This is a genomic window from Actinacidiphila sp. bgisy145, assembly GCF_057708125.1.
In genome coordinates this window covers 77,288-95,327 of the sequence record NZ_JBYIRL010000015.1, presented here as the reverse complement: position 1 = coordinate 95,327, position 18,040 = coordinate 77,288, and the positions used below count along the sequence as shown (strand labels likewise).

Annotated in this window: 13 protein-coding genes; 6 read left to right on the top strand and 7 right to left on the bottom strand. The window is 73.4% G+C overall.

Annotation, left to right across the window (positions count from 1 at the left end; translation table 11 throughout):
* Positions 1-39: 39 nt before the first annotated feature.
* The gene (locus tag AC3ERT_RS15920) at positions 40-1,299 is read right to left on the bottom strand and encodes an ROK family transcriptional regulator (RefSeq protein WP_435174834.1); all 1,260 of its coding nucleotides are present in this window, start codon (positions 1,297-1,299) and stop codon (positions 40-42) included.
* Between the two features lie 527 nt (positions 1,300-1,826).
* Between AC3ERT_RS15920 and AC3ERT_RS15915 the strand changes: the two genes are divergently transcribed.
* The 4 genes from AC3ERT_RS15915 (at position 1,827) to AC3ERT_RS15900 (ending at position 8,297) form a co-directional block, all read left to right on the top strand.
* Complete coding sequence (locus AC3ERT_RS15915; RefSeq protein ID WP_435174831.1) at positions 1,827-3,209, top strand: extracellular solute-binding protein; 1,383 nt, start codon at positions 1,827-1,829, stop codon at positions 3,207-3,209.
* Positions 3,206-4,156 (top strand): carbohydrate ABC transporter permease, encoded by a 951-nt coding sequence (locus tag AC3ERT_RS15910; protein WP_435174829.1) that lies wholly within the window; start codon positions 3,206-3,208, stop codon positions 4,154-4,156. The genes AC3ERT_RS15915 and AC3ERT_RS15910 overlap by 4 nt, the downstream gene beginning before the upstream one ends.
* Positions 4,157-4,245: 89 nt before the next feature.
* The gene (locus AC3ERT_RS15905; protein WP_435135195.1) at positions 4,246-5,151 is read left to right on the top strand and encodes a carbohydrate ABC transporter permease; all 906 of its coding nucleotides are present in this window, start codon (positions 4,246-4,248) and stop codon (positions 5,149-5,151) included.
* 74 nt (positions 5,152-5,225) lie between these two features.
* Positions 5,226-8,297 carry an alpha-mannosidase gene (locus tag AC3ERT_RS15900; RefSeq protein ID WP_435174826.1) on the top strand — a complete coding sequence of 1,024 codons (3,072 nt, stop codon included), beginning with the start codon at positions 5,226-5,228 and terminating at the stop codon, positions 8,295-8,297.
* A 73-nt stretch (positions 8,298-8,370) separates the two neighbouring features.
* Here AC3ERT_RS15900 and AC3ERT_RS15895 read toward each other — a convergent pair whose 3' ends face one another.
* From AC3ERT_RS15895 to AC3ERT_RS15880, 4 genes are all read right to left on the bottom strand, one after another.
* A complete protein-coding gene (locus AC3ERT_RS15895; protein ID WP_435135189.1) occupies positions 8,371-8,979 on the bottom strand; it encodes an NIPSNAP family protein in 609 nt (202 codons plus the stop codon).
* Positions 8,980-9,084: 105 nt separating this feature from the next.
* A complete protein-coding gene (locus AC3ERT_RS15890; RefSeq protein WP_335979487.1) occupies positions 9,085-9,465 on the bottom strand; it encodes a toxin-antitoxin system YwqK family antitoxin in 381 nt (126 codons plus the stop codon).
* A gap of 202 nt (positions 9,466-9,667) precedes the next feature.
* The gene (locus AC3ERT_RS15885; RefSeq protein ID WP_435174823.1) at positions 9,668-10,702 is read right to left on the bottom strand and encodes a hypothetical protein; all 1,035 of its coding nucleotides are present in this window, start codon (positions 10,700-10,702) and stop codon (positions 9,668-9,670) included.
* A gap of 187 nt (positions 10,703-10,889) precedes the next feature.
* A complete protein-coding gene (locus AC3ERT_RS15880) occupies positions 10,890-11,255 on the bottom strand; it encodes a YybH family protein (protein WP_435135183.1) in 366 nt (121 codons plus the stop codon).
* A gap of 97 nt (positions 11,256-11,352) precedes the next feature.
* Here AC3ERT_RS15880 and AC3ERT_RS15875 point away from each other — a divergent pair, with 97 nt between their 5' ends.
* Positions 11,353-12,228 carry a LysR family transcriptional regulator gene (locus AC3ERT_RS15875; RefSeq protein ID WP_435135180.1) on the top strand — a complete coding sequence of 292 codons (876 nt, stop codon included), beginning with the start codon at positions 11,353-11,355 and terminating at the stop codon, positions 12,226-12,228.
* A 40-nt stretch (positions 12,229-12,268) separates the two neighbouring features.
* Here AC3ERT_RS15875 and AC3ERT_RS15870 read toward each other — a convergent pair whose 3' ends face one another.
* Together AC3ERT_RS15870 and AC3ERT_RS15865 are read right to left on the bottom strand one after the other, a co-directional pair.
* Positions 12,269-12,961 carry a response regulator gene (locus tag AC3ERT_RS15870; protein ID WP_335979470.1) on the bottom strand — a complete coding sequence of 231 codons (693 nt, stop codon included), beginning with the start codon at positions 12,959-12,961 and terminating at the stop codon, positions 12,269-12,271.
* A complete protein-coding gene (locus tag AC3ERT_RS15865) occupies positions 12,958-15,669 on the bottom strand; it encodes a DUF4118 domain-containing protein (RefSeq protein ID WP_435174821.1) in 2,712 nt (903 codons plus the stop codon). Before AC3ERT_RS15865 ends, AC3ERT_RS15870 begins: the two co-directional genes overlap by 4 nt.
* A gap of 327 nt (positions 15,670-15,996) precedes the next feature.
* Here AC3ERT_RS15865 and AC3ERT_RS15860 point away from each other — a divergent pair, with 327 nt between their 5' ends.
* Positions 15,997-17,994: an APC family permease gene (locus AC3ERT_RS15860; RefSeq protein ID WP_335979467.1), complete on the top strand. Its 1,998-nt coding sequence runs from the start codon at positions 15,997-15,999 to the stop codon at positions 17,992-17,994.
* The last annotated feature ends 46 nt before the right edge of the window (positions 17,995-18,040 follow it).

Below are 18,040 nucleotides of genomic sequence, written 5' to 3'. Positions count from 1 at the left end.
GGGAGTTACACCGCTCGCCGTACAGACCCGTGCCGGTTCCTAGCCTCGCGGCTGCGTCAGCATCCGCCAGCCCGGGGCGTAGGTGCCGTGCAGGACCAGCGATGCCGCGCCCACCGCGCCCACCGCCTCGCCGATCACGCTGCGCTCGACGGCGACGCGCCGGATCACCCGGGTCACCGATGTCGTGTTGACGGCCGCCTCGACCTCCTCGCACATGATGTCCTCGATGCCGCGCAGCGCCTCCCCGCCCAGCACCACCCGCTCGACGTCGAGGAGGGCGACGGCGCCGCGGGCGGCCTGGCCGATGCGGGCGGCGGCGGTGCGGACGACGTCGCAGGCCGCGCGGTCGCCGCGGCGGGCGGCCCGGCACAGCAGCTTCCAGTCCGCGTGCGCGGACTCCTCGACCCGCGCGGGGTCCGCGGCGCAGGTGAGCCCGATCCGCTCGGCGGCCGAACTGCCGTACCGGGCCAGCAGATCGGCCAGGACTGCGGACGGGCTGACGTACGGACCCAGGCAGTTGGTGCCACCGCAGTGGCAGGTCCGTTCGCCCGGCTCGACGGCCATGTGGCCGAACTCGCCCGCGTTGCTCGAATCACCGTGCAGCACCGTGTTGTTGAGCACGATCCCGGCGCCGATGCCGGTCCCGAGGTAGAGGAAGAGGAAGCTGCCGGCCCGGGCCCGGCCGCCGATCCAGCGTTCACCGATGGCCGCGGCGGTCGCGTCGTTGTCCATGGCGACCGGCATCCCGGTGGCGGCGCCGAACATCTCCAGCAGCGGCACCCGGCCCCAGCGGGGGAAGTTCGGCGGGTGCACCACCTCGCCCGCGGTGCCGTCGATCGGTCCGGGCGTGGCGATGCCGGTGCCGAGCAGCCGGGCGGGGTCCACCCGGGTCCGGGCGGTCAGGCGCCGGGCCGCGGCGGCCACCCGGGCCACCACGTCGGCCGGCTCGGCGGAGTCCGCGAGCGCGACCCGGCGCGAGGCCAGCACCTCGCCGGCGAGGTCGACCACCACGATCACCGCGGCGTCCGGATCGAGCTGCACCCCGACCGCGAACGCCCCGTCGGCGCGCGGCGAGAGCAGGGTCCGGCGCTTGCCGCCGCTGGAGGGCGCGTGCCCGGACTCCGTGATCAGGCCGGCCGCCAGCAGCCGCCGCACCACATTGGAGACGGTCTGGCTGGTCAGCCCGGTCAGCGGCGCCAGCTCCACCCGGCTGACCGGCCCCGCGGTCCGGATCGCGTCCAGGATCACGGCCTGGTTGTAGCCCCCCACCCGGGGCAGATTGGTCCCACCCTGCGTCACCGTGTCACGTTCCTCTCCCCTCGCCGTGTCACGCCTCCCGCCCGTCCCGTCCGCGCGCCGCCCGTACGAAGCAGCCGTACGAACCAGCCGCCGTACGAAGCCGCCACGCAAAGTCGCCGCGCAAAGCAGCCGCCGCCCCCAACGGCCGCCGCACGCGCCCGACTTCGCGAGCCCCCGGCCCGTACCCGCCCGCGCCCCATTCCGCTTACGCCCCCGCCCCGCCCGGAACGCTCCCCCGCCCGGCACCGCCCGCGCCCGCGCGGCCCCGCGGCGACCGCGGCGAACCGCCCCGCCGCGCGCCCCGCGCCCGCTTCCGCACCCCCCGACGGCGGGAAGTTTACATGTCAGAAGCGTTGACTTACTCCATCCATTGGATTTAGCTTCGCCGACAACCAGGGCGCCGCCCGCCCTGCCGGCCACAGGTTTCCGACTGTTGGCGCCCTGTGGCACACCCGCGTCCCGCGCCCGGCCCGCCCTGTCACCTCACGCTCGCGGGCCGAGTACGGGCACTCCACCGGAGGTTGAGCGTGCGCACGAGACTCACCGTTGCCGCCGGCATCACCGCCGTCACCGCACTGCTGGGCGCGACCGCAGCGGGCTGCGGTTCCGGTTCCGGCAGTTCCGGAAAAACGATCAAGGTCGTCTACCAGAAGCAGCTCAACAGCAGCAACACGGTGCAGCCCGACTTCCTGGCCGCGCAGGTCAAGGCGTTCGAGAAGGCGAACCCCGGCACCACCGTCAAGCTCGTGCCCGTCACCGCCAGCGAGAACGACTACTACACGAAGATCCAGCTGATGATGCGCTCCCCCGTGACCGCGCCCGACCTGGTCTACGAGGACACCGCCACCATCAACTCCGACGTGGCCAGCGGCTACTTGAAGCCGCTGGACAGCTACCTGGCGTCGTGGCAGGACTGGAGCCGGTACGCGGCGGCGTCCAAGACCGCGATGAAGTACGCCAAGGACGGCAAGACCTACGGCGTCCCGGACAACACCGACACCCGCGGCATCTGGTACAACAAGACGCTCTTCAAGCAGGCCGGCATAGCAGTGCCCTGGCAGCCGAAGACCTGGGCCGACGTGCTCACCGCGGCCCGCGCCATCAAGGCCAAGGTGCCCGGCGTCACCCCGATGAACCTCTACACCGGCACCGCGGGCGGCGAGCAGTCCTCGATGCAGGGCTTCGAGATGCTGCTGTACGGCACGGCCGCCGGCGGCAACTCCCTCTACGACGCGGCGCAGCAGAAGTGGGTGGTGGGCAGCGCGGGCTTCAAGGACGCGCTGGACTTCCTGCACACCGTCTACAGCGAGAACCTCGGCCCGAAGGTGCAGACCGCGCTCGGTGTCAACATCGGCGCCCAGGTCGGCACCGAGATGATCCCGCAGGGCAAGCTCGCCATCGACATCGACGGCTCCTGGATGCCCAACAACTGGATTCGCACCGGCGCGAAGCCCTGGCCGCAGTGGGAGACCACGATGGGCGAAGCCGCGATGCCGACCCAGAACGGCCAGGGCAAGGGCAAGGTCAGCATGTCCGGCGGCTGGGCCTGGTCGATCCCGGCCAAGGCGAAGAACACCGCCCTGGCGTGGAAGTTCCTCCAGGCGCTGGAGACGGAGTCCGCCTCGGCGCAGTGGAACAACGTCAACGCCACCATCCCCACCCGCCAGGACGTCGCCGCCGACCCGAAGTACCTCAAGGCGCTGCCGACCAACGAGTTCTTCAGCTCCCTGGTCGCCGACACCTACTACCGGCCCGGTGTGCCGGCCTACACCCAGGTCTCGACCGCCATCCAGAAGGCCATGGAGTCGGTGACGACCGGTCAGGCCTCCGTCGACAAGGCCGCGAGTACGTTCGATAACGATGTCAAGTCCGCGGTCGGCGCGGACCACACCGTCCAGGGCGCGCAGTGACCTCCGCCGCGCCCGCCCCCACCGCTCCCGCCGCCGGCCGCAAGGGGGCCGGCGGCGGCCGACCCGAGCGGGGGCCGCTGCCGGCGCCGCTGGCCGCACTGCTGCGCGGGCTGCCGGTGCTGCCGTCGGTGGTGCTGCTGGCGGTGTTCCTCGCCGGGCCGATCGGGTACTGCGTCTACTACGCCTTCACCGACATGCAGCTCACCGGCGCGTCGGGCACCCACTTCACCGGGCTGCACAACTTCTCCCGCGCCTTCGGCGACCCCGACTTCACCAACGCGGTCGAGCTGACGCTGCTGTTCGTGATCGGCTCGGCGGTGATCGGGCAGAACACGCTGGGGCTGGCGCTGGCGGTGCTGATGGAGAAGGCGTCCAAGCCGGTGCGGTCGTTCACCAGCGCGGTGGTGATCTCCGCGTGGGTGCTGCCGGAGGTGGTCGCGGGCTACCTGATGTACGCGTTCTTCTTCCAGCAGGGCTCGCTCAACGCGATCCTGCGCTTCCTGCACCTGCCGCAGCAGAACTGGCTGTACACGCTGCCGATCCTGGCGGTGTGCCTGGCCAACGTGTGGCGCGGCACCGCGTTCTCGATGCTGGTGTTCTCCGCGGCGCTCGGTGATGTGCCGCGCGAGCTGGTGGAGGCGGCGGAGGTGGACGGCGCGAACCCGTGGCAGCGGCTGTGGCGGGTGACGCTGCCGGTGATCCGGCGCTCGATCCTCACCAACCTGATGCTCATCACGTTGCAGACGCTGTCGGTGTTCGGGCTGATCTACACGATGACCCGGGGCGGCCCGGGCAACAAGACCGAGACGCTGCCGATCTTCATGTACCAGCAGGCGTTCCAGAACAGCCTGATCGGCTACGGCACCGCGATCGCGCTGGTGCTGCTGGTGGTGGGGGCGCTGTTTTCTGTGGTGTACATCCGGATGCTCAGAATCGAGGAGGGGTGACGAGCGAGTCACCGCAGTGGGCGGCCGACGAAGGAGGCCGTCCGCGAAGGAGACGAGGAGGAACACCGACCAATGAAAGGGGCGGGGTGATGGCCGCTACGGACAGTGCGCCTGTCGCGGCGGTCTCGGCCGGGCGGCGGGCACCGGTGCGGGTGCGGGTGGGGCGGACCCGCAAGGGGCGGGTGCGGGCGGGGCGCAGCGTGATCAACGTGGTGCTGCTGCTGTTCTCGGTGCTGTACCTGGTGCCGCTGGTGTGGATGGTGCTGGCGTCGGTCAACGCGCACGCGTCGTTCAGGCTGTCGGTGCCCTCGCCGACCACCGCGAACTTCCGCCATGTGCTCACCTACGACACCACGTTCCGGCCGATGCTCAACGGCCTGCTGCTGTGCGGCGGCGGGACCCTGGTGTGCGTGGTGTGCTCGATCCTGGCTGCGTATCCGCTGTCGCGGTTCCGGTCGCGGCTGCGCCGGCCGTTCCTCTACACGATCCTGTTCAGCACCGGACTGCCGATCACCGCGGTGATGATCCCGGTGTACAGCATGTTCGTGCAGGTCAACCTGATCGACTCGATGCCGGCGACCACGCTGTTCCTGGCCGCGTCCGCGCTGCCGTTCGGGATCTGGCTGATGAAGAACTTCATGGACGGGGTGCCGGTGGTGCTGGAGGAGGCCGCCCGGATCGACGGCGCCAACTCCATGCAGGTGCTGTGGCGGATCGTGCTGCCGCTGATGTGGCCGGGGGTGATCGTGGTGACGATCTTCACCTTCATCAGCATGTGGGGGAACTTCTTCGTGCCGTTCATCCTGCTGCTGACGCCGGAGAAGCTGCCCGCCTCGGTGAGCGTCTTCAACTTCCTCAGCGCCCACGACTACACGCAGTACGGGCAGTTGTCGGCGTTCTCGATCCTGTACTCGATCCCCGTGGTGATGCTCTACCTGGTGCTCGCCCGGCGGTTGGGCGGCGGGTTCGCGCTGGGCGGCGCGCTCAAGGGCTGACCGGCCGCCGTTCCGTTTCCCCGGTGCCCGGCGTCCGCCCGGGCACCTGTCCACCCAGAGGGAGGGCCCCTGCTATGCACAGCGATCCCGCCGCCATCGAGGAGCGGTTGCGGCGTGTGCTGGACCAGCGGCTGCGGCCGGCCGTGCACGCGCGGACGGTGCCGCTGGCCGTGGAGGTGTGGCACGTGCCGGGGGAACCGGTGCCGGTGGCCGAGGCGTTGGCCGCCGGGTACGGTCCGGCGCGGGTCGGCGACCGGTGGGGGCCGGCCTGGTCGACGAGCTGGTTCCGGCTCGCCGGCCGGGTGCCGCGGGAGTGGGCGGGGCTGCCGGTGGAGGCGGTGGTGGACCTGGGGTTCGGCACGACCGCGCCCGGGTTCTCCACCGAGGGGCTCGCCTACCGGCCGGACGGCACCGCGGTGAAGGCGCTCAACCCGCGCAACACGCATCTGCCGGTCGCCTCCCCGGCGGCCGGCGGCGAGGAGGCGGTGTTCTACGTCGAGGCGGCGGCGAACCCGGTGGTGATGCACACCGGCCCGGACCAGCTGACGTTCGGCGTCACCTCGGCCGGCGACCGGGCCGGCTGGCTCGCGGACGGCGAGGGCGGCGGGGGCGGCGCGGACATCGGTGGCGAACCCCTGTACCAGCTGCGGCGCGCGGACCTCGCGGTCTTCGACGCGGGCGTCTTCGAACTGGTCCAGGACCTGGACGTGCTGGGCGAGTTGGCGCGGGAGCTGCCCGAACAGGCCACCCGGCGCTGGCAGATCCTGCGGGCGGTCGAGGACGCGCTCGACGTCATCGACCTCCAGGACATCGGCGGCACCGCGGCCGCCGCCCGCCAGGTGCTGGCGCCCGCGCTCGCCGCCCCGGCGTCCGCCGGCGCGCACCGCGTCTCCGCGGTCGGCCACGCGCACATCGACTCCGCGTGGCTGTGGCCGCTGCGCGAGACAGTGCGGAAGGTGGCCCGGACCGTCTCCAACGTCACCGAACTGATGGACGGCCACCCGGAGTTCAGGTTCGTGATGAGCCAGGCGCAGCAGCTGGCGTGGCTGAAGGAGCACCGCCCGGAGGTGTACGCGCGAGCCCAGGAGAAGGCGCGGACCGGGCAGTTCCTGCCGACCGGCAGCCTGTGGGTGGAGCCCGACACCAACATCACCGGCGGCGAGTCGCTGGTCCGGCAGTTCGTGCACGGCAAGCGGTTCTACCTCGCGGAGTTCGGGGTGGAGACCGAGGACATGTGGCTGCCGGACACCTTCGGCTACAACGCGGCGCTGCCGCAGCTGATGAAGCTGGCCGGGGTGCGCTGGTTCCTCACCCAGAAGATCTCCTGGAACACCACGAACGCCTTCCCGCACCACACGTTCCTGTGGGAGGGCATCGACGGCAGCCGCGTCTTCAGCCACTTCCCGCCGGTCGACTCCTACAACAGCGGGCTGACCGGGGCCGAACTCGCGCACGCCGAGCGGAACTTCCGGGACAAGGCGCACACCCACCGCTCGCTGGTGCCGTTCGGGTACGGCGACGGCGGGGGCGGTCCCACCCGGGAGATGCTGGCGCGGGCCGCGCGGGTGGCCGACCTGGAGGGCTCGCCGCGCCTGAGCGTGGAGGGGCCGGCCGAGTTCTTCCCGAAGGCCCGCGCGGAGTACCCCGAACCGCCGGTGTGGGTGGGCGAGTTGTACCTGGAGTTCCACCGCGGCACCCTGACCAGCCAGCACCGTACGAAGCAGGGTAACCGGCGCAGCGAACACCTGCTGCTGGAGGCCGAGTTGTGGTCGGCGACCGCGGCGCTGCGGACCGGGGCGCCCTACCCGTACGACGCGCTGGACCGGCTGTGGAAGACGGTGCTGCTGCACCAGTTCCACGACATCCTGCCGGGGACCTCGATCGCCTGGGTGCACCGGGAGGCGGAGCAGACGTACGCCGAGGTGACGCGGGAGCTGCGGGAGCTGGTGGACATCGCGCAGCGGGCGCTGGCCGGGGGCGGCGGCGGCACGGTGGTGTTCAACGCGGCGCCGCACGCCCGCGACGGGGTGCCCGCGATGGGTGCCGCCCCGCGCGGCGCCGGCCCCGCCGCGGTGCGGCCGGTGCCGTCCGGCGGCGGTTTCGTGCTCGACAACGGCCTGGTGCGCGTCACCGTCGACGGTCGCGGCCTGATCACGTCGGCGTACGACGTGGGTGCGGGGCGGGAGGCGTTGCCGCCGGGGGCGGTGGCGAACCTGCTCCAGTTGCACCAGGACTTCCCGAACCGCTGGGACGCCTGGGACATCGACGCCTTCTACCGCAACGCGGTGCGCGACCTGACCGAGGCGGAGTCGGTCACCGCGGACGAGGGCGCGGGCGGGGTGCGGGTGGTCCGCGGCTTCGGCGACTCCCGGGTGGAGCAGGTGCTCACCTTGCGCGAGGGCGCCCGGCAGGTGGACATCGACACGGTGATCGACTGGCACGAGCGGGAGAAGCTGCTCAAGGCGGCCTTCCCGCTGGACGTGCGGGCCGCGCACTCCACCGCGGAGATCCCGTTCGGCCACGTGGAGCGCCCGACGCACGTCAACACCAGTTGGGACGCGGCCAAGTTCGAGGTGTGCGCGCACCGCTTCCTGCACGTCGGCGAGCCCGGCTGGGGTGCCGCGCTGGTCAACGACTCCACCTACGGCCACGACATCACGCGGGACGTGCGGCCGGACGGCGGCACCACCACCACGGTCCGGCTGTCGCTGCTGCGCGCGGCGCGCTTCCCGGACCCGGAGCAGGACCAGGGCCGGCACCGCCTGCGGTACGCGTTCGCCGTCGGCGCCGAGGTGCCGGACGCGATCCGCGCGGGCTACCGGATGAACCTGCCCGAGCGGAGCGTGCCGGGTAGGGCGGCGGTCGCGCCGCTGGTCGCCGTCGACCACGACGGGGTGGTCGTCACCTCGGTGAAGCTCGCCGACGACCGGTCCGGGGACGTCATGGTGCGGCTGTACGAGGCGCACGGCCGGCGGGCGCGGGCCACGCTGACGGCATCGTTCGCGCCTGCGTCGGTGACGGTCACCGATCTGCTGGAGCGGCCGCTCGCGGACGACGGAAGCTGTACGGCCGACGGGGCCGGTGTGCATCTGGCGCTGCGGCCGTTCCAGATCCTGACGCTGCGGCTGGCGCCGGGGCGGCCCTGAGACCGGCCCGGGGCGCGCGGGTGTACGCGCGCCCCGGGGGCCCGGCGGCCCTCGGCGAGCACGCCGGTCGGGCTCAGTGCAGGGGCGAGATCGCGGTCGGGATGCCGATGCTGGAGGTGGCGTGGGCGATGTTCTGCGGACCGTTCTCGGGCGGCCAGATCCCCCGGTCGTAGGACTCCTTGCGGATCTCCAGCCGGGCGTTGAGATCCGGGAACGGCCAGATGTGGGTGATCCTGGGGATGCCGTCCAGGCCGTACATGGCCGCGGTCAGCGGGTACATCCGGGTCCGTTCGGGCACCGCCTTGCGCCAGCCGCTCATCGTGGGGTTCAGGCCGCCCAGCTTCAGGTGGTAGGTGCGGAACTCGTACACGCCCCCGTACGCGCCCGGGGTGACGTCCGGGAGGAAGGGGAACATGCGGTAGGTCTCCACGGTGAAGTGGTCCAGGTGGTCACCGATGCCGAACGGGTCGGCGCTGGTGAGCAACCGCTCGCGCTCCCGGGCCAGTTCGGCGGCGTCCTCGAAGCCGCGCAGCACCAGCAGCCGGCCGAAGATCTCGCCGTGCTCGATCTCCCAGCAGCCCAGCAGCCGCCCGGGCGCGCCGGCCGTGTAGGACTCCAGCGGTCCGAGCACGTCGGGCACCGCGAACAGGGTGACCTGGAGGGTGGCGATCTCGTACAGCATCTGCGGTCCTCGTTCCGGGAGGAGGGGTTCCGGGTCTCCAGGATCGCGTGCGGCCCGCCGCACCCTCGCGGCGCCCCCTGTCGGCGGCCCCTGCCAGGGCCCCCGTTACCAGGCGGAGTGCTCGGACTCCTGGTCGGCGAAGCGCCACGTCATGGTGGGCAGCCCCTCGCGGTCCCACTCGTAGTGCTCCAGCAGCGTGGTGCGCTCGTCGAAGACGCGGCTGACGGCGAGCACGCCGTTGGGGTGCCAGTCCTTGAACTCGCCCACCACCTGGCCCATCCGCAGCGAGCCCTTCGAGCGGAGGGTGCCGTCCGGGTACCACTCGATGGACGGGCCGTCGGGCACGCCGTCCCGGTAGGTGCTCAGCGCGACCCGGGCCTCGCCCGCGAACTCCTCCACCTCGCCGGTGAACAGTTCGTTCCGATACACGACGCGCAGTTCCTCGTCCTTGCCGACGTCCGGATCGTCGAAGTTGATGCGCTGCACCGGCCTCACTCCTGTCCCAGTCCCCTTTGTTCCGTTCCGCCCCGCGACGCCCGTGCGGCGGCGGCCGTCCGCCCGCGCCACCAGCCGGGCGGAAGACCGTACCGGACCTGCCTGGACCCCAGTATGGCCGCCCCGGGGCGCTTCGGTGACCGCCGATCGGGCCGAATCGCCCGACAGGCCCCAAGCGCCCCGGAAGGTGCGCTCAGCCGACTTCGGCGGCCGGCCGCTCGGAGGTCCGCGCGAGCCACGCGGCCGCCTCCGCGGGCGGGAGGACCGCCTCGAGCGCCACCTCACCCGGCATGCCGGCGAAGAGCCGCCCGGCAGGCCAGCTGCGGACGTACGACGGCGGGTCGAGGACGAGCACGCGGACGCCGTCCACCGGCGGGATGTCGGCGGGGATGCCCTCGTTCCAGATCACGGTGCCGTCGGCCGCCGCCAGGTCGAAGGAGCCGGTGGTGTCGGGTGCGGGCGTGCCCGGGGACGCGTCGCGGCAGACGGCCGCGGCAGGCGCGGCGGGCGCCTCGCCGGGCAGGTGGCCGCCGCCGACGAGTTCGGCGGCGAGCAGCGTGTGCAGCTGGAAGTTGTCGCCGAGGCCGCTGATCCGCAGCCGGTAGCCGGTGCCGGTCGGGCGGTGCAGCACCACCAGCGGCTCGTCGTCGAGGACGGCGAGCATGTAGCGCAGGTACTTCAGGCCGCCCCCGGTCGCGTCGCCGAGCCGCTCGGCGGCGTCGATCAGCGCGGAGCGGTCGGGCACGGCCTGGCGCACCGCCTTGTGGTTCAGCACCGCGACCGCGGCCATCTCCCACTGCGGCAGCGTCCACCACGCCTCGGTGGCGGGCTGGCCGACCCGGTCGAAGACGGCGTCCTCGGGGTTGGTCCGCTGCGGGTCGGGCAGGTCGCCGCCACCGGTGGCCGCCCACCGCGCGGTGAACTCCTCGGCGGCGGCGAGCGCTTCGCCGAGCCCGGCGAGGACGTTCGGCGCGCAGGCGGCCGGGTCGGCGCCGCGCTCCACGGCCGCGCCGACCACCACCGCGACCACCGATCGCGGCCCGAGCGGCACTTCCGGCGCCAGCGCCGCCAACCGCGGTGCCACAGCGGCCAGTTCCCCGTCGTCCGCCGTCTGGAACGTCTCCTGGAGCCGCCCGAACGCGACCCCCGAGGCGTGCGCGTCCCGCGCCCGCACGGCGGTCTCGAAGTCGGCGGCGGCGCTGGTGAAGGTGGCTTGTCCGGAGTTCACCCCGGCAGCCTATCGGCCGCGGCACCGCGCCGAAGCCGTCGCCGCCGACGGGGTGTGCCCTCCTCGGGTGCGCGGGCCACGTCGAACGGCGGCCTCGCCCGGCCGACCCGACCGAGCGACGACGAACCGAACCCCATCCTGTACAGCGGGACTTCCGGGGTACGCGGGGGGGTGGTCCGGCGGTCGGTCAGGTCTCGGGGGTGGTGAACTCCGGCTGGTCGAGGATGCGCAGCCAGGTGCCGTCCGGCTGGCGGCGGGCGACCTGGGCGCGGGCGCCGGCGCCGTCGCGCGGGGCGGTGGAGGTGAGCGCGATGTCGCCGTGGACGAGGGTCGGGAGGGGTTCTTCGGGCGCGAAGTGCGGCCGGGCGGCGAGCACCTTCTCCCACAGCGCGCGGATGGCCTCGCGGCCGACGGTCCGCCCGCCGGGCGGGTAGGCCAGGACGGCGTCCTCGGCGTAGAGCGCGGCGACCCCGGCGGCGTCGCCGGCGTTGGACCGCTCCACGAACAGGCGGGTGATGTCCTCGGGCCGTTCGGCCCCGGCGTACTCCGGCATGGTGTGCCTCCTCGGTCGTCGGCCTGGACTTCCAGCGTGGCTCCGCCCGGATGAGAAGTCCAACAGATGGTTCTGCTGCGAACTAGAATCAGTAGTTATGGACCTCAGGCAGCTGGAGTACTTCGTCGCGGTCGCGGAGGAGCGCAATTTCACGCGGGCCGCCGAGCGCGTGCACATCAGCCAGTCCGGGGTGAGCGCGCAGATCCGGCGCCTGGAGCAGGAGTTGGGCGCGGAGCTGTTCGACCGTTCCGCGCGGGTGGTGGCGCTGACCGTCGCGGGCAAGGCGGCGCTCGCACACGCCCGGGCCGCGCTGGCCGCCGCCGGCGCGGTGGCGCACGCCGTCGGGGAGGTCAGCGAGGTGGTCCGGGGCCGGCTGGCGGTGGGGATGGTGGTGGGCTGCACCGTGACCCCGCTCTTCGACGCGCTGGCCGCCTTCCACCGGGCGCACCCGGGGGTCGGGATCGCCCTGCTTGAGGGCGGTTCCGAGGCGCTGGTGGAGGATGTGCGGTCCGGGGCGCTCGACCTCGCGCTGGCCGGGACGGCGAGCCCCGCGCCGGACGGGCTGGAGGCGCTCGTGGTCGTCGGCGAACGCCTGGTCGCCGCGGTCCCGCCCGGGCACCCCCTCGCCGCCCGCGGCTCCGTGGCGCTGGCCGACCTCGCCGCCCACCCGGTGATCTGCATGCCCGCCGGCACGGGGCTGCGCACCGTTTTCGACCGGGCGTGCGCGGCGGCCGGGGCGCAGCCGGTGGTCTCCTGCCAGGCGAGCGCGCCCGACGCGATCGCGGACCTCACCGCCCGCGGGCTCGGCGTGGGCGTGCTCAGCGCCTCCATGGCCGAGCGGTACCGCGACCGCCTGCTCGCCCTCCCGATCGAGGACGCCGCCGCACCCGCGTACCTGTCCCTGCTGTGGCGCCCCTCCCCCGCCCCGGCCCTGCGCGCCTTCCTCCCGCACGCCCACCGCGCTTTCGCCTGACGCACCGTCATATCAGCGCTTCAGCACGGCAGTTGGGTCGTCACGGTTCGAAGCGGTAGCCCATGCCCGGTTCGGTGATGAGGTGGCGGGGGCGGGACGGGTCGGGTTCGAGTTTGCGACGCAGCTGGGCGAGGTAGACGCGCAGGTAGTTGGTCTCGGAGCGGTAGGAGGGGCCCCAGACCTCCTGGAGGAGCTGGGTCTGCGTGACCAGCCGCCCGGGGTTGCGGACCAGGACCTCCAGCAGGTGCCACTCGGTGGGCGTCAGCCGTACGTCGGCGCCCGCGGCGGTGTGCACCTTCTTCGCCGCCAGGTCCACGGTGAAGGCGTCGGTGGCCACCACGGCCTGGTCGTCGGCGCCGGTGCTGGTCCCGGGTTCGGCGCGGCGGACCGCGGCGCGCAGCCGGGCCAGCAGCTCGTCCATGCCGAAGGGCTTGGTGACGTAGTCGTCGGCGCCCGCGTCGAGCGCCTGGACCTTCTCCTTGGAGGCGTGCCGGGCCGACAGCACGATGATCGGCACCCGGGTCCAGCCGCGCAGGCCGCGGATCACGTCGGCGCCGTCCATGTCGGGCAGGCTCAGGTCGAGCAGCACCACGTCGGGGTTGTGGGCGGCGGCCAGCCGCAGCGCGCCCGTGCCGTCGGGGGCGGCGTCCACCTCGTAGTGCCGGGCGCGGAGGTTGATCACCAGCGCCCGGACCAGCTGGGGTTCGTCGTCGACCACCAGGACCCGTGTCATCGTTCCGGCGCCGCCTCTCGCAGCTCGGGGGCCGGGGCCGGCCCGGGGGCGGTGGGCAGCGTGAAGACCATGCTCAGGCCGCCCCCGGGGGTGTCCTCGGCGGTGAGGGTGCCGCCGGTGGCCTCGGTGAAGCCGCGGGCGACGGCCAGGCCGAGGCCGACGCCGGTCCCGGCGGTGGGCGCGTCGCCGTAGCGCTGGAAGGGCTCGAAGACCAGGTCCTTCGCCTCCTCCGGTACGCCGGGCCCGCGGTCGATCACCCGCACCTCGACCCGGGTGCCGTCCGGCAGGGCGAGCGGGTCGGCCCGGATCACCACGGGCCGCCCGGGCGGGCTGTACTTGACGGCGTTCTCCACCACGTTGGCGACCGCCCGCTCCAGCAGCCCGGTGTCCACCCGCACCAGCGGCAGCGCCTCGGGCAGCTCCAGGCGTACGGCATCGGCGGGTACGTCGGCGAGCGCGGCGGGCACCACCTCCTCCAGCGCGACCTCGCGCAGCAGCGCGTGGACGGCGCCGGTGCGCAGCCGGCTCATGTCGAGGAGGTTGCCGATGAGGTGGTTGAGGCGGTCGGCGCCGGTCTCGATGCCCGCGAGCAGCTCCGCCTCGTCCTCCTCGCTCCAGTCGACCTCGTCGGAGCGCAGCGAGGTGACCGCGGCCTTGATCCCGGCGAGCGGGGTGCGCAGGTCGTGGGAGACGGCGGCGAGCAGCGCGGTGCGGATGCGGTTGCCCTCGGCGAGGCGGCGGGCCCGGGCGGCCTGCTCGGCCAGCCGCCGCCGCTCCAGCAGCGCGGCGGTCTGCGCGGCGAACGCGACCAGCACCCGGCGGTCCTCGGCGGGCAGCACCCGGCCGTTCAGCGCCAGCACCAGCCGCTCCCCGGCCGGGACTTCGACGTCGGCGGCTTCGGGTTCCAGCGCGGGGTGCGGCCCCACCGAGGCGGCGGTGCTCCAGCCCCCGGCCGCCTCGCCCCCGTCACCCGTCGTTCCGCCGTCGCCCGCCCCGCCGCCGTCACCGGCACCGCGACCGCCACCCTCACCCTTGCCGTCGCCCTCGCCCTCGCCGGGCTCTCCCGCGGGCGGCCCGCCCGCGTCCGGGCCCGCGGTGAACTCCAGCAGCGCCGCCGACTCCATCGCGAAGGTCTCCCGGACCCGGTCCAGCAGCGCGGTGATGCTGTCGGTGCCGTCCTCCCCGCGCAGCACCGCCCCCGCGAGGTACCCCAGGATCTCCGTCTCCGCGCGGCTGCGGGCCGCCTGCTGGGCTCGGCGCGCCGCGAGGTCGACCACGGAGGCGACCGAGATGCCGACGGCGACGAAGATCGCCAGCGCGAGCAGGTTCTGCGGGTCGGAGATGGTGAAGGTGTGGGTGGGCGGCGCGAAGTAGTAGTTGAGCAGGAGCGAGCCGACCAGGGCCGCCGCGATCGCCGGGAAGACCCCGCCGACGAGGGCGGCGGCGACGGTGAGCGCGAGGAAGAGCAGCAGCGGCGTGGTGAGCCCGGGGGTGCCGGTGCCGGCCCGCAGCAGCAGGGTGAGCAGCGGCGGGCCGCCGACGCCGATCAGCCAGCCGCCGACCGCGCGGGCCCGGCCCAGGCCGATCGGCAGCCGCCCGGGCAGTCGGGGCCGCCCGCCGGCCACGTGCTCGTGGGTGACGATGTGCACGTCGATGTCGCCGGACTCGCGGGCGACGGTCGCGCCGACGCCGGGCCCGAGGACGTACTGCCACGCCTTGCGGCGGCTGGAGCCGAGCACGACCTGCGTGGCGTCCACCCCGCGGGCGAAGTCCAGCAGCGCGGCGGGGATGTCGGCGCCGACCACGGAGTGGTAGCTGCCGCCCAGGTCCTCCACCAGCCGCCGCTGCCCGGCGAGGTCGCCGGCGGCCGGTCCGGCCAGGCCGTCGGAGCGGACGACGTGCACCGCGAGCAGTTCGCTGCCGGAGCCCTTGGCGGCGATCCGGGCGGCGCGCCGGATGAGGGTGGCGCCCTCGGGCCCGCCGGTCAGGCCGACCACGATGCGCTCGCGGGTCTGCCAGGTCGCGGCGATGCCGTGCTCGGCGCGGTAGCGCAGCAGGTACTCGTCGACGCGGTCGGCGGTCCACAGCAGCGCCAGTTCGCGCAGCGCGGTGAGGTTGCCGGGCCGGAAGTAGTGCGAGAGGGCGGCGTCGACCCGGTCGGGGGTGTAGACGTTGCCGTGCGCGAGGCGGCGGCGCAGCGCGTCGGGGTCCATGTCGACCAGGTGGATCTGCGCGGCGCGCCGGACCACCTCGTCGGGCACGGTCTCCTGCTGCCGCACCCCGGTGATGCCCTCCACCACGTCGCCGAGGGACTCCAGGTGCTGGATGTTGACGGTGGAGACGACGTCGATGCCGGCCCGCAGCAGCTCCTCGACGTCCTGCCAGCGCTTGGCGTGGCGGCTGCCGGGCACATTGGTGTGGGCCAGTTCGTCGACCAGCGCGACCTTGGGGCGGCGGGCGAGCACCGCGTCGAGGTCCATCTCGGTGAACTGCGCGCCGCGGTGCGTGACATGGCGGCGCGGCACGGTCTCCAGGCCGGCCAGCAGCTCGCGGGTGCGCGGCCGGGCGTGGTCCTCGACGTAGGCGGCCACGACGTCGGTGCCGCGGGCGATCCGGCGGTGCGCCTCGCCGAGCATGGCGTAGGTCTTGCCGACCCCCGGCGCGGCGCCGAGGTAGATCCGCAGACTGCCGCCGTGCGACGTGCCCACCGCTGCCTCTCCCTCTCCACGGACTCCGCCCGCGAACCGCGCCCACGGACTCCGCCCGCGAGCAGCACCCACCACTGCGCCCGCCGCGAAGCTCCGCGGACACCCTTGAGCATAGGCCGCCGAAGGCCGCCGCAACGCCTCCCACCAGCGGTGGCGCGGCCGCGGCCCCCCGCGGGGCGGTAAGGGGAAGGGGTCGCGCCAAGGCACCAGAGGGAAAGGCGTTAAGGACGCGCTAAGATCCCGCGCCCGCCGCCCTGGATGTCCGGTTCGCCCGGACTGCGTGCCGTCTCATAGGAGGGCCCGCACTCCTTTCCGAACGGACCGCCCATGCTGTCGTCCCCCGCCCGGCCCCCGGCTGCCGCGCTCCCCGAGAGCCCCGGGTACCGGGTGAAGAAGCACCTGCTGGGCACGCCGCTCGTCACGGAGCAGCTCACGGCCGAGCGGCTGTCCAACCCGATCGCGCTGGGCGTGCTCGCCTCGGACTGCATCTCCTCGATGGCCTACGGCTCGGAGCAGATGCTCGTGGTGCTGATCCCGGCGATCGGGGTCGCCGCTTTCACCGCGCTGATACCCCTGACCGCCGCGATCCTGTGCGTCCTGCTGCTGCTCACCCTCTCCTACCGCGACGTGGTCATGGCCTACACCCGGGCCGGCGGGTCCTACGTGGTGGCGCGGGAGAACTTCGGGCCGCGGGTCGCCCAGGTCGCGGCGGTCGCGCTGCTGATCGACTACATCGTCACCGTCGCGGTGCAGGCGGCGGCCGGCACCGACGCGCTGGTCTCGCTGATCCACCTGCTGTGGGGCGACGCCCGGCTGACCGCGCTGGACGACAACAAGCTGTTCATCACCGTCGGGGTGGTGCTGCTGCTGTGCTGGGGCAACCTGCGCGGCATCCGCGAGGCGGGCCGCTCCTTCGCGCTGCCCGCCTACCTGTTCATGAGTGCGATGGCGCTGCTGATCGTCACCGGCTTCACCCGCTTCCTGCTGGGCGACCACTCCCGGATCGACGTGCACACCCCCGGCATGGTGGGCCTGGGCGGCGACACCCACGGCTTCTTCTACGGCGCCTCGCTGCTGATCCTGCTGCGCGCCTTCGCCAACGGCGGCTCCTCGCTGACCGGCCTGGAGGCGATCTCCAACGGGGTGAGCGTCTTCCGCGCCCCGCAGGGCCCCAACGCCCGCCGCACCATGGTCGCGATGTCCTGCATCCTGGGCACCGGCGTGCTCGGGGTGTCGCTGCTCGCGCACATCACCCACGCCACGCCGTACGTCGCGCAGACCCCCACCGTCGTGTCGCAGGAGGCGAGTTGGGCCTTCGGCGACAGCTGGTACGGCACCGCGGGCCTGGTCTTCGTGCAGCTGGCGACCGCGCTGATCCTGTACATGGGCGCGAACACCTCCTTCAACGGCTTCCCGTTCCTGGCCAGCTTCGTGGCCGAGGACTCCTTCCTGCCGCGCCAACTCACCCGGCGCGGGCACCGGTTGGCGTTCTCCAACGGCATCATCGTGCTGACCGTGGTGTCGCTGGCGCTGCTGTTCGCCACCAAGGGCAGCCTCAACTCGCTCGTCGGGCTGTACGCGATCGGCGTGTTCTCCGGCTTCACCATGGCCGGCGCGGGCCTGGTCCGGCACCACTGGCGGGCCCGCGACGGCCGGTGGCGGGCGAAGCTCGCGCTCAACGGGCTGGCCTGCGGGGTGTCGCTGCTGGTCGCCCTGATCTTCGCGGTCACCAAGTTCACCGAGGGCGCGTGGGTGGTGGTGCTGGTCTTCCCGCTGGGCGTGTGGGCGCTGATCAAGGTGAACCAGCGCTACCGCGAGGAGGCCGCCGCGCTGGCGGCCGCGCCCGCGGACGCCACGCTGCCGGGGGCCAGCACCCAGGTGATGTACCTCCTGGTGGACCGGGTGGACCTGGCGGTGATCAAGGCCATCCGGTACGCCCGCGCGCTGCGCCCGGCCGAGATCCGCGCGGTGCACGTCATGGTGGACGCCCAGGAGGCCAAGCGGCTGGCGGCGCAATGGAACCGCACCGAGGTGGGTGACCTGCCGCTGGAGATGGTGGAGTGCCCCGACCGCCGGATCAGCCGCGCGGTCCTGGAACTGGTCGACCGCCGGGTCCGCGAGCAGCGGGCGCAGGTGACCCTGCTCATCCCCGAGCGCAACTACTCCCCGGTGCTCGGCCGCCTCCTGCACCGCCGTACCGCCGACCACATCGCCCGCGCGGTCGGCCGGCTGCCGGACGTGGTCGCCACGATCGTGCCCTTCGACGTCGCCGAGCCGCACGAGGAGCGCGCGCCCGACGGCTCGGCCGCCGCCCGCCGCACCTGAAGGACCACCCCACCGCCGCGGGGCGCGGGCCCGTACGATGCCAGGA